Below are 11598 nucleotides of genomic sequence, written 5' to 3'. Positions count from 1 at the left end.
CCTCCACACCGACCGACCACCAGGGGAGAGCGCGGGGCATCGTGTTCGACTTTCTTGATTCCGGGCAGTACGACCTGCTCGGCGCCTTCTGGGTGACGGCGCAGCTCGCCCTCTACTCGGCGATCGGCTCCCTGATCTGGGGCACCGCCCTCGCCGCCATGCGAGTCAGCCCGGTACCCCTCATGCGGGGCTTCGGCACCACATACGTGAACCTCGTCCGGAACACCCCGCTGACCGTCGTCATCGTGGCCTGTTCGTTCGGCCTCGACCAGACGCTCGGGATCACGCTCGGCGCGGACCGCTCCGAGGACATCGGCTTCCGGCTCGCGATCCTCGGACTCATCGCGTACACCGGCACCTTCGTCTGCGAGGCGCTGCGCTCGGGCATCAACACCGTGCCGCCGGGCCAGGCCGAGGCCGCCCGTGCGCTGGGCCTGAACTTCGTCCAGGTGCTGACCCTGGTCGTCCTCCCGCAGGCGTTCCGCGCGGCGGTGGCCCCGCTCGCCAACGTCCTCATCGCCCTCACGAAGAACACCACCGTCGCGGCGGCCATCGGCGCCGCGGAGGCGGCCGTCCTGATGAAGGAGATGATCGAGAACGAGACCGACGCGCTCTTCGCCGTCTTCGCCGTCTTCGCCTTCGGGTTCATCGTCCTCACCCTTCCCACCGGCCTGTTCCTCGGCTGGGCGGCCAAGCGACTGGCGGTGAAGCGATGAGCTCCGTCCTGTACGACACCCCCGGACCGCGCGCCAAGCGGCGCAACGTCCTCTTCACGATCGTCTTCCTCGCGGTCCTCGCCCTGGTGGCGTGGTGGGTCCTCGCGGCCCTCAACGACAAGAACCAGCTGGCCGCCGACAAGTGGAGCCCGTTCGTCACCGACTCCCGGGTGTGGACGACGTATCTGCTGCCCGGTCTGATGGAGACCCTCAAGGCCGCCGCGCTGTCCATCCTGATCGCGCTGCCCCTCGGAGCCCTCCTCGGCATCGGCCGGCTCTCCGACCACCGCTGGGTGCGGGTCCCCGTGGGCGCGGTCGTGGAGTTCTTCCGCGCCATCCCGGTCCTGCTCCTGATGATGTTCGCGGCCGCGCTGTACCGCGAGTTCACCACCATCAGCTCCGACTTCCGCCCGCTGTACGCGGTCGTCACCGGCCTGGTGCTCTACAACGCCTCGGTGATCGCCGAGGTCGTCCGGGCGGGCGTGCTCTCGCTGCCCCGCGGCCAGGGCGACGCGGCCGAGGCGCTCGGCATGCGCAAGGGCCAGACCATGACGTACGTCCTGCTGCCGCAGGCCGTCACCGTCATGCTCCCCGCCCTGGTCAGCCAGCTCGTCGTGATCGTCAAGGACACGGCGCTCGGCGGCGCGCTGCTCGGATACGCCGAGCTGCTCAGCCAGAACCGGCAGATCACGGCCAACTACGGCGCCAACACCATCGCCACCTTCACCGTCATCGCGCTGATCTACATCGTCATCAACGCGATCGTCACCCACCTCGCCGCACGCCTGGAGCGGCGCCTGCGCCGGGGCAAGAAGTCCGCCACGGCGGCCATCCCGACCCAGGCCGGACCCGCCGACGTGAAGAGCGACGCGATCAGCGGCGCCTGACCCCTCCCGGGGTCCGTGGGACAACAGGGGTGGGCCGGAGCGGTACTGACTTCAGGTCAGCCGCACCGCGCCCACCCCGTCACTTGACGCAAGCACCCTCAGTGGGTTGCATACGGTCTGTGATCAAGCACCGGGCTCGTGCCACACTCAGCTGTGCTGCCCCCATGACCGTCCGGCCTTCAGGAGCCGTGCCGTGGACCCGGTGATCATCGTGGGCGCGGGGCCGGTCGGCCTCGCGCTCTCCCTCGCGCTCGCCGCGCAGAGCGTGCCCAGCGTCGTCCTCGACGAGGGCCCCGGCAAGGAGGAACCCCGCCCTGCCCGGAGCGTCGTGCTGCGCGCCGACATGGCCGCGATGGTCGAGCGGCTCGGCTGCACCACCCTCCGTGACGAGGGCGTCCGCTGGGTCGGCTGGCGCGGCATGCGCCGCCGCCAGGTCGTCCGCCACCTCGCCCTCGACCTGGGACTCGGCGGCACGGAGGAGTGGTCCGAGGACCCCGCCGCGCCCGCCACCCCGGCCGCACCGCTGCACATCCCCCAGCACGCCCTGGCGCGCGGACTGCGCGACGCCATCGCCCGCCAGAAGCTGATCCGGCTCGTCACCGACGCCCGGCTCGACACCGTCGAGCAGGACCGGGACGGGGTCGTCGCCCACACCCGGGGGCCGGCCGGCACCTGGTGGCGCGGCAGCCACCTGGTCGGCTGCGACGGCGCCCGCTCCACCGTCCGCAAACTGCTCGGCATCCGCTTCCCCGGCCGTACGGCGGTGGAACGCCACGCCGTCGCCGCCCTGCGCACCGAACTCCCCTGGCCCGGCGAGGCCCTGCTGCACCGTCAGCCCCCGTGGCGCGGCGCCGCCGACGAGATCACCGCCCGCCCGCTGCCCGACGGGGTGTGGCGGATCGACTGGCTGCTGCCGCCCCGCGGCGACCTCGTCACCCCGGACGCGCTGATCGCCCGGATCCGCGAGACCCTGGCCGGCTGGTGCGAGGGGACGACTCCCCCGTACGAACTCATCGACACCGGCGTCCACACCCTCCACCACCGGCTCGCCCGGCGCTGGCGCGTCGACCGCGTCCTCCTCGCCGGGGACGCGGCGCACCTGCTCGGCGCGGTCGGCACCCAGGGCCTCGACGAGGGCTTCCGGGACGTCGACAACCTCGCCTGGAAGCTCGCCCACACCTGGCACCACGGCGGCTCGGACCGGCTGCTCGACAGCTACCAGAGCGAGCGGCGGGCGGCGGTCGCCCACCGGCTGCGCGCCGCCGACCAGTCCCTGCCGGTCCTGCGGGGCGGCGGCGGCCTGCGCACGTACCTTCCCGGGGCGACGCGCGGCCACGACGCCCTGCTGACCGACGGGCATGTGGGGCGCGGCCCGCTGGGCGCGCCCCCCGCGTACCCGCACTCCCCCCTCGCACCTCCGTACACCGGGGGCCGTACCCCCGTCGGAACCCCGGAGGGCGCGCCCGTCGAGGACGTCCGGGTGACCGCCCCGGACGGCACGACCGTACGGCTCCGGGACCGGCTGGGGCAGGGCCGCTTCCTGGTCCTGCTGATCGCCCCCGGCACCGGGGTCTGGGACCGGCGCCACTGGCGCGGCGCGGGCGTGATGCCCCGGCTGGACGAGGCCGTCCGCGCCCTCCCGGCGAAGGCCGAGGTCCTGGTGACGGAGGCCTACCCCGGCGCCCCCGCCCACGCCGTCCTGCTCGTACGCCCCGACGGCCACCTCGTCGCCGCCTTCGCCGGGGTCCACCCGGCCGAGCTGTACGCGGCGGCGGACGCGGCCCGCGGCGGCACGACGGAGGCGACGGCGCCGACGGGACCGGCCGCGGGGAGGAAGAGGCCGGGCCCGGGCCGCGCGCTGGAGGCGGGGTCGGGCGTCGGGTCGGACACGGGGTCCGGCGTCGGGTCGGACACGGGGTCGGCTGTCGGCCCGGCCGTCGGGACGACCACCGGCTCGACCATCGGCTCGGACACCGGAGCGGACAGCCGGTCGGTCGTCGGTCCGGACACCGGGACGGACAGCGGGGCGGACAGCGGGGCGGACAGGCGGTCGAGCACCGGCTCGGACACCGGGTCGGCCGTCGGCCCGGACCGCGCGTCGGACAGCGGGTCGGCCGTCGGCCCGAGCTCCGCGTCGGACACCGGGTCGGCCGTCGGCCCGAACTCCGTGTCTGGGAGCGGGTCGGAGAGCGGATCCGGCGTCGGGGCGGAGAGCGGACCTGCCGTCGGGTCGGCCGTCGAGGTGTCCACCGGGAGTGACCGCACAGCGGACATCCATTGATTCCCACAGGCGCGCATGGTGTACTCCGGAGCGTGACCGACACCGATGTGCGCCTGTGGCGGAGGGTCCATATGGACCTCGTCCGCTATGCGGGCTGCGTGTGTCGCCCGTCCTGCTGATCTCGCCCTTCCCCCGCGCGCCCCGCCACGACCACGCTGCCGTGTGCCGTGCCGCCGCCGCGCGCGCCCTCAGCGAACCCAGGACGGTCACCCGTGTCCCAACCTGCCCCCGCACACCCCCTGAACACCCCCTCCGACGCGCCCGGCGGCGCCCCCACCTCAGCTGACCTGCTCGACTTCGTCCGGCGCACGGCGGCGGACCGGGAACTGGTCGACTCCCTGCCGCTCGACCCCGAAGGCCGTACCTGGGTGCGCCTCGAAGGCCCCGGCGGCAGCGAGGCCTGGCTCATCGGCTGGCCGCCCGGCACGGGCACCGGCTGGCACGACCACGCCGAGTCGCTGGGCGCCTTCGCCACGGCCCGCGGAACGCTGACCGAGAACGCCCTGGCGGTCCGGCTGCCCGCCGACGGCTGGAAGACCCTGGAACTGGCGGACGGCCTCGACCGCTCCCGCCGCCTCGGTGAGGGCCGGGGCCGCGCCTTCGGCCGCCACCATGTGCACGAGGTGCTCAACGAGTCCGCCGACACCCATGCCGTGTCCGTGCACGCCTACTACCCGCCGCTCCCGCTGATCCGGCGGTTCAGCCGGACGGGCGCGGTACTCCGCCTTGAGCAGGTCGAGCGTCCGGAGGACTGGCAGTGAGCGAGGCACGGGTGGGCATCGACGAGCTCCTGGAGCGGGTCAGGTCGGGCCTCGACCGGATCGAGCCCCGGGCCGCCTACGAGGCGTACGAGGCGGGTGACGCGCTCCTGGTGGACACGCGGTACGCCGCCCTGCGGGAACGGGACGGTCTGATCCCGGGCGCGCTGGTGGTGGAGCGCAACGAACTCGAATGGCGACTCGACCCCCAGGGCAGCCACCGGGCCCCGGAGGCGACGGACCACGACCTGCGGGTGGTGGTGCTCTGCAACGAGGGCTACGCCTCCTCCCTGGCCGTCGAGTCCCTCCGCCGCCTGGGCCTGCACCGGGCGACCGACCTGATCGGCGGCTTCCAGGCCTGGAAGGCAGCAGGCCTCCCGGTCCTTCTCCCGGCACCCCGCATCTGACCCTCACGGGACGGGCCGCATGCGGCCGGAGCCCGGATCCCGGAGCCACGGAGTGGACCCAGGGCCCGAGTGCCCCCCGATGCCGGCCCCGGCCCCGGCGTCGCCCCGACGGCCGTCAGCCGACCGCGAGCGTCCACGACCGGCCTGCGCCCCGCTGCGCCCAGGGCCCAGGTGGGCGCCGAGCCGAAGCCGGCCCCGGCCCCGGCCCCGGCCCCGGCCCCGGACCCGGACCGAGCCTGGCCCCGGAGCCCGGCCCCCCGGCCCCCCGGTCCTCGGCCCTCGGCCCTCGGCCCTCGGCCCTCGGCCCTCGGCCCTCGGCCCGAGCCTGGCCCTGCCCCCGAAGCCGGACCCGGCGGGTCCTTCTGATCTCCCCCGGGGATCAGAAGGACTCGTCGAGTCCGTCCGTGTCCTCGCCCTCGGCCTCCAGGGCCTGGCGGACGACGCGGAGGGCCATGCCCTCGGGATAGCCCTTGCGGGCGAGCATCCCGGCGAGCCGTCTCAGGCGCCGGTCGCGCTCGAGACCACGGGTGGCGCGGAGCTTGCGGGCGACGAGCTCGCGCGCCGTGGCCTCCTCCCGGTCGGAGTCGAGCTGCTCGACCGCCTCCTGGATGAGGGTCGGCTCGACGCCCTTGGTCCGCAGTTCCCGGGCGAGCGCCCGGCGGGCGAGGCCCCGTCCGTGATGGCGGGACTCCACCCAGGCTCCCGCGAAGGCGGCGTCGTCGATGAGCCCGACGTCCTCGAAGCGGGAGAGGACCTCCTCGGCCACCTCGTCGGGGATCTCCCGCTTGCGCAGCGCGTCGGCGAGCTGCTTGCGCGTGCGCGGGGTTCCGGTGAGCAGGCGCAGGCAGATCGCCCGCGCCCGCTCAGCCGGGTCCTGGGGTGACAGCTCTTTCCCGGCCCTCGACGAGTCGGAGCTGTCACCCGGCCATTCGGTGCGACCGGTCACCGGGTCAGCTCTTGACCGCGGTGGCCTTGGTCGCCTTCGCGGTCTTGCTCGCGGGTGCCGGGACGCTCTTGGCCGCGTCGTCCGTGCCGGCGGTGTCCGCGGCGGCCGCCGCGTCCGTCGCCGCCTCGGCCTTGGCCGCGTCGGGCCGGACGCCGACGCCCAGCTTCTCCTTGATCTTCCGCTCGATCTCGTCGGCGAGGTCGGGGTTGTCCTTGAGGAAGTTGCGGGCGTTCTCCTTGCCCTGGCCGAGCTGGTCGCCCTCGTACGTGTACCAGGCACCGGCCTTGCGCACGAAGCCGTGCTCCACGCCCATGTCGATCAGACCGCCCTCGCGGCTGATGCCCTGGCCGTAGAGGATGTCGAACTCGGCCTGCTTGAACGGGGGCGCGACCTTGTTCTTGACGACCTTGACGCGGGTGCGGTTGCCGACCGCGTCGGTGCCGTCCTTGAGGGTCTCGATGCGACGGATGTCGAGGCGCACCGAGGCGTAGAACTTGAGGGCGCGGCCACCGGTCGTGGTCTCCGGCGAGCCGAACATCACGCCGATCTTCTCGCGGAGCTGGTTGATGAAGATCGCGGTGGTCTTGGACTGGTTGAGCGCGCTGGTGATCTTCCGGAGCGCCTGGCTCATCAGTCGGGCCTGGAGACCGACGTGGGAGTCACCCATCTCGCCCTCGATCTCCGCGCGCGGGACGAGCGCGGCGACGGAGTCGATGACGATGAGGTCGAGGGCGCCGGAGCGGACCAGCATGTCGACGATCTCGAGGGCCTGCTCGCCGTTGTCCGGCTGGGACAGGATGAGGTTGTCGATGTCGACGCCGAGCTTCTTGGCGTACTCGGGGTCGAGGGCGTGCTCGGCGTCCACGAACGCCACCTGGCCGCCGGCCTTCTGTGCGTTGGCCACGGCGTGCAGCGTCAGGGTCGTCTTACCGGAGGACTCCGGTCCGTAGATCTCCACGACACGGCCGCGCGGCAGGCCACCGACGCCGAGGGCGATGTCGAGGGCGGTCGATCCGGTGGAGATCACCTCGATCGGCTCCTGGGTGCGGTCGCCCATGCGCATCACGGCGCCCTTGCCGAATTGGCGTTCAATCTGTGCGAGCGCGGCGTCGAGCGCCTTCTCGCGGTCGGTTCCTGCCATGGGTTCCACCCGGTTTGCTTGAGTCGATCGCTTCATGTGAAAGACGCTAACCCCTGCCACTGACAATGGGCCCCGACGTCCCCTCCAGCCTGTGGACAACTCGGCGACAAGCCCGAGATTCCAAGGGCCGGGCTTCCATGAGAATGGATGTTCGATTTCAGTGTCAAGCGCGCCACGCGCGCACCACCGGCACCGAGCACGAGCGACTCACCGCCCGCCCGACCGACGAACGACCCCGCCCCTTCCGTGAGGGGGACCACCGACGGCATGCCCTGCCAACGCCGCCCCCGCCCGCCCCGTCACGGCCGGGCCCTGGCCGCCATCCGCATGGACCAGGGGGCGAGTGCCGCCAGAAGTGCCACACCCGCCGCGGCCGCCGCCGCGGCCGTGAGGGACCGGGACGCGACCGGGCCGGCGGCCGCCGCCCCGAGGGCGAAGCCGGTGATCTTCAGACTGGCGCCGGTGGTGAAGATCTGGCCGCGCAGACGCTCCGGGGACTCCCGGTGGCGCACCGCGAACAGGGCGGCCAGCTGGGGCCCTTCGCCGATCCCGAGGACGAACGCGGCCACGATCAGCGTGAGGCCCTGGCCCGCGACGGCCGCCACGGCCACCAGCCCAAGACCCGCGGCCTGGACGAGGGCAGCGGCCCAGACGACCGTGTCCGGAGCGACGGCGCGCGGAAACCGGGCGAGCACGGCGTCGGCCGCGAGGGCGGAGACCGCCACGCAGGTCAGCAGCATCGCGCTGCGTTCGGCTCCGCCCAGGACCCGCTCACCCAGCGGCGCGGCGCAGGCCATCAGCATCCCCTGAGCCGCGCAGGAGACGACCGAGGTGACGGTCGCCCTGGCCAGCGCCGGCCGTCCGACGATGGTCCGCAGCCCGGCGGCGAGATCGCCGCTCACCGAGCGGGCAGCCGCGCCGATACGCGAAGGGGCAACCGACAGCCCCCCACCCGCCGGCAGCACCCGGGCCGACGGCAGCCCTTCAGCCGGCGGCAGCACCCCGACACCCGGCAGTGCCCCACCCGCCGGCAGCACCCCAGCCGACGGCGGCCCCCCAGCCGCCAGCAGCCCCTCGGCCGCCGGCAGCGCCCAAGCCGCCGGCAGCGCCACGACGACCAGGGCCACCGAGACCGCCACCGCCGTCGTCGCCCCCAGCGCCCCCGCCACTCCACCCGCCAGGGCCGGTCCGGCCAGGCTCGCCGCGCTGAACGTCATCGCGTCGAGCGCGTTCGCCCGGGGCAACCGGGCGCGGCCCACCACCCGCGGCAGTTGGGCCGTCCAGCCGCCCGAAAGGGCCGGCCCCAGCAGCCCCGCCGCCACGGCGACGAGGACCGTGACGGGGAACGGCCAGTCGCCGAGCCCGACGAGAACCGTCGCCAGGCCCGCCGCGTACAGGACGAGCGCGCCTGCCAGCAGGCGGCCCGGCCGCCTGGCCCTGTCGAGGAGCGCCCCCAGCACCGGTCCGCCCACCGCCGCGGCGACGGTGAGGCCCGCGAGCAGCGACGACGCGTCGGTGGTCGATCCGGCGAGGGCGAATCCCGCGAGCATCAGCGCCGGCCCCGACATCTCGTCCCCGGCACGGGCCGCCATCGCCCCGCCGAGATAGAGGGGAAGTGCGTAACGCGTTCTCACCGAGCAGACGTTACGGAGGTAACTCAAACCTCGGCAATATGCGTTACATTCCGGCAGGTGTGCCCTCCCTCGGACCACAGGTCCGCCCGTCCCTCCGTCCTGGCCACGGCACGGCGTACCGCCGCCCTGATCAACGCCCTCGCGGACGACCGAGCCGACCCCGCCGGCATCGCCGACGTGCTGCGCGCCTACGGCGAGCCCGACCCGGTCGAGCTCACCACCCGCGACGTCACCCGGATGCGCGCCGCCGCGGCCCGGCTCCGTGAGGTCTTCGCCGCCGAGCACCCGGATGCCGCCGCCGAGGCACTCAACCGCCTCCTGCGGGAGCACACCGGACCGCTCCGCCTGACCACGCACGGCGGCAGCACTCCTTGGCACCCCCACCTGGACGGCGACGACGACGCCCCTTGGGACGAGTGGCTGCTCGCCTCGTCCTGCATGGCCCTCGCGGTACTGCTCTGGGACCACCAGCGTCCGCCCGGCCGGGTCTGCGCGTCGCCCAGCTGCCACGACGTCTTCATCACCCAGGGCGCCGGCCCGGAACGCCGCTACTGCTCCCGCCGCTGCGCCACCCGCGAACGGGTCGCCGCCCACCGCCGCTCCCGCCCCCGCCCCTGACCCGACCCTGACCCCGCCACACCCACCCCACTCCCGGTCCGGCCCGGTGAGCCCCGTAGCGCGCGGCCAGATCACGACAGACACTGCAAGTTCCACGACCTGAACACGGCCCCGCTGCGGCAGATCGCCGGGCGACGGCTCGTGAACGACCCATCCGGACCGCGGGAGAGCACCTCATGAAGATTCACCTGACCAGCGTGTTCGTCGACGACCAGGCCAAGGCCGAGCACTTCTACACCGAGATCCTCGGATTCGTGAAGAAGCACGACGTCCCGGTCGGCGAGCAGGACCGCTGGCTGACCGTCGTCTCGGCCGAGGAGCCCGGCGGCACCGAACTGCTCCTGGAGCCCGCCGCCCACCCGGCCGTCAAGGCGTACCGCGACGCGCTCGTCCAGGACGGCATCCCGCTCGCGCAGTTCGCCGTCGACGACGTGCGGGCCGAGTTCGCGCGCCTGCGGGACCTCGGCGTCCGGTTCCTGCAGGAGCCCCTGGAGATGGGGCCCGTCATCACCGCCGTCTTCGACGACACCTGCGGCAACCTGATCCAGATCGCGACCGAACCTCAGTAGACACGCCGAAGGACGGGCCCCGGACGACATCTCCTAGGGGTGCGGCAGCTCCGTCCACAGGTCCCCGCCCCCGGGCTCCAGCCTCATGAGCGTGAGCGCCTTGGCCGGGAGCGGTTCCGTGCGGAGCGCGTGCAGGTCCGGGGTCGGCGCGAGGTCCCGGGTCGCGGCCTCCAGGACCGTGCCGAGGGTCGCCGCGTCACCCGCCAGCGGCCCGAGCGCGCCGGTGACCGCACTGCCGAGCACCTTGCGGCGCAGCGCGACCGGGTCGTCGTTCAGGAGGCGGCCGCTCAGGGCCGGGGCCGGGACGCCGTGCCGGGCGAGACGGGCCGGGCTGATGCGGATGTCGGCGAGGTCCCGGTAGACCAGCCGCCTGGTGCGTCCCTCGGCGTCGACGACGGCGAGGAGGTTCTGGCCGTGCGCCTCGAGGGCCACCCCGAGGTCCAGCAGTTCCAGGCAGACCCCGAGGGCCAGCCGCGCGAACTCGGTCACCCGGTCGAGCCGTTCCCCGCGCGCGTACCCCGCGAGGAGCCCGGGCAGGGCGGCCACCGGCACGACCTGTTCCCCCGCCGCCGGGTCCGCGTGGACCTGCGGAGACTCCCTCAGGAGCACCGCCAGGTCCGCCGTCCTGGCGCCCGCCGCCGCGAGCGTACGGGTGATGTGCAGCCGACCGTCGAGGCGGGGGACGAGGCGCTCAAGGAAGTCGGAGGTGGCGACGGCATGGGTGACGGTGTACGCCGAGATGTCCCGCACGGTGGAGGTGAGCCGCGCCGTCAGGGCCGTCTTCACGTGCGTGTTCCCGCCCAGGCCCCCCAGGCCCCCCAAGTCCCCCTGGCCTCCCCCGTCCCCCAGGTCGAGCGTACGGAGCGACAGCAGCGGGTGCCCGTCAGGACCCGGCCGCAAGGCCCCCACGGACCCACCGGGCCCGTTCTGGCCGCCACGGCCGGCCAGCACGTGCGCGGCCTGCCACGGATGGACGGGGATCAGCACGGCGGACCCGTCCCGCAGGTCGCGGGGCCACGCCCCCGACACCGCCGCGCCCTCGACCGGGGCCAGCAGCAGGGAGACGACGGGCCGGTGCTCGGGGGCGTAGGCGAGCTGCTCGGCGACGGAGAAGCCGGGCCGGGAGCGGCAGCCGGGATGGTACGGGTGTCCGTCGGTCTCCCGCTGCTCCCAGTCCCAGGGGTGGACGGGCGGTCCGGCCGGCCGGGGCGCGGTACGGGACAGGGCCATCGAGGCGACGCTGTGGTCGAGTTCGGCGGCCAGCCGCCCGCCGCCCGGCACGCCCAGGGCCGCGACCAGCTCGGCCGGATGGTCGTACCGGACCCCGTCCAGGCGGAGCCCGGTCACGGACGCCGCCGTCGCCCACGGGTCGGAACGCGGCCCGCGCAGCCGCCGGCCGTCGCTCAGCCGCAGGGTGACGCCCTCGCCCTCCGCCGTACGCGCGGCGATCCAGGGGAACGGCTCGTGGACGAGCCCGCGCCACAACCGCGTCAGGACCGCGGCCCGGGCCCCCGGGAGCCCGGCGGCGTAGGCGCCGGTCCGGTCGGGGCGGACCGTGTCCAGCTCGGCGGCGAGGGCCCGCTCCGCGGCAGTTCGGCACATGGGGTTGTTCTATCGCGGCCGAACGCGATCCACACATAC

The 11598-nt window shown here is 74.2% G+C and carries 11 protein-coding genes and 2 pseudogenes; 9 read left to right on the top strand and 4 right to left on the bottom strand.

Features of this window, described 5'->3' with window-relative positions:
• Positions 1-41 precede the first annotated feature (41 nt).
• The 6 genes and pseudogenes from DEJ43_RS27275 to DEJ43_RS27255 all read left to right on the top strand — a co-directional run bounded on the left by DEJ43_RS27275 (position 42) and on the right by DEJ43_RS27255 (position 5049).
• On the top strand, positions 42-716 hold the full coding sequence (locus DEJ43_RS27275) for an amino acid ABC transporter permease (RefSeq protein WP_015036612.1): 675 nt from the start codon (positions 42-44) through the stop codon (positions 714-716).
• Positions 713-1603, top strand: a complete 891-nt coding sequence (locus DEJ43_RS27270; protein ID WP_015036611.1) for an amino acid ABC transporter permease — start codon at positions 713-715, stop codon at positions 1601-1603. The genes DEJ43_RS27275 and DEJ43_RS27270 overlap by 4 nt, the downstream gene beginning before the upstream one ends.
• 193 nt (positions 1604-1796) lie before the next feature.
• Positions 1797-3410 (top strand): annotated as a pseudogene (locus tag DEJ43_RS27265) (FAD-dependent monooxygenase); the annotation flags it as partial.
• Between the two features lie 506 nt (positions 3411-3916).
• Positions 3917-4003, top strand: a complete 87-nt coding sequence (locus DEJ43_RS38805; RefSeq protein ID WP_311605579.1) for a putative leader peptide — start codon at positions 3917-3919, stop codon at positions 4001-4003.
• 93 nt (positions 4004-4096) lie between these two features.
• Positions 4097-4645, top strand: coding sequence for a cupin domain-containing protein (locus DEJ43_RS27260; RefSeq protein WP_015036609.1), 549 nt, complete (start codon positions 4097-4099; stop codon positions 4643-4645).
• Positions 4642-5049, top strand: coding sequence for a rhodanese-like domain-containing protein (locus tag DEJ43_RS27255; protein ID WP_015036608.1), 408 nt, complete (start codon positions 4642-4644; stop codon positions 5047-5049). The genes DEJ43_RS27260 and DEJ43_RS27255 overlap by 4 nt, the downstream gene beginning before the upstream one ends.
• Before the next feature lie 379 nt (positions 5050-5428).
• On the opposite strand, the gene recX is transcribed toward DEJ43_RS27255, so the two are convergent.
• The 3 genes from recX to DEJ43_RS27240 all read right to left on the bottom strand — a co-directional run bounded on the left by recX (position 5429) and on the right by DEJ43_RS27240 (position 8728).
• Positions 5429-5995, bottom strand: coding sequence for a recombination regulator RecX (recX, locus tag DEJ43_RS27250; protein WP_015036607.1), 567 nt, complete (start codon positions 5993-5995; stop codon positions 5429-5431).
• A gap of 4 nt (positions 5996-5999) precedes the next feature.
• Positions 6000-7136 (bottom strand): recombinase RecA, encoded by a 1137-nt coding sequence (recA, locus tag DEJ43_RS27245; RefSeq protein WP_015036606.1) that lies wholly within the window; start codon positions 7134-7136, stop codon positions 6000-6002.
• A 299-nt stretch (positions 7137-7435) separates the two neighbouring features.
• Positions 7436-8728 (bottom strand): MFS transporter, encoded by a 1293-nt coding sequence (locus tag DEJ43_RS27240; RefSeq protein ID WP_051026178.1) that lies wholly within the window; start codon positions 8726-8728, stop codon positions 7436-7438.
• Positions 8729-8827: 99 nt separating this feature from the next.
• On the opposite strand from DEJ43_RS27240, the gene DEJ43_RS27235 reads away from it, so the two are divergent.
• From DEJ43_RS27235 to DEJ43_RS27225, 3 genes and pseudogenes are all read left to right on the top strand, one after another.
• A complete protein-coding gene (locus tag DEJ43_RS27235) occupies positions 8828-9388 on the top strand; it encodes a CGNR zinc finger domain-containing protein (protein ID WP_015036604.1) in 561 nt (186 codons plus the stop codon).
• A gap of 87 nt (positions 9389-9475) precedes the next feature.
• Positions 9476-9568: pseudogene (locus DEJ43_RS38800) on the top strand (transcriptional regulator); the annotation flags it as partial.
• Positions 9565-9957 carry a VOC family protein gene (locus DEJ43_RS27225; RefSeq protein ID WP_015036603.1) on the top strand — a complete coding sequence of 131 codons (393 nt, stop codon included), beginning with the start codon at positions 9565-9567 and terminating at the stop codon, positions 9955-9957. The pseudogene DEJ43_RS38800 and the gene DEJ43_RS27225, both read left to right, overlap by 4 nt.
• A 33-nt stretch (positions 9958-9990) precedes the next feature.
• Here the strand turns inward: DEJ43_RS27225 and DEJ43_RS27220 are convergent, their stop codons facing one another.
• Positions 9991-11559, bottom strand: a complete 1569-nt coding sequence (locus DEJ43_RS27220; RefSeq protein ID WP_015036602.1) for an IucA/IucC family protein — start codon at positions 11557-11559, stop codon at positions 9991-9993.
• Positions 11560-11598 lie beyond the last annotated feature (39 nt).

This window comes from Streptomyces venezuelae ATCC 10712 (assembly GCF_008639165.1).
GTDB classification, from domain to species: Bacteria; Actinomycetota; Actinomycetes; order Streptomycetales; family Streptomycetaceae; genus Streptomyces; species Streptomyces venezuelae.
Note: the sequence above shows the minus strand (reverse complement) of the source record. Positions and strands in the feature narration are given on the sequence as shown.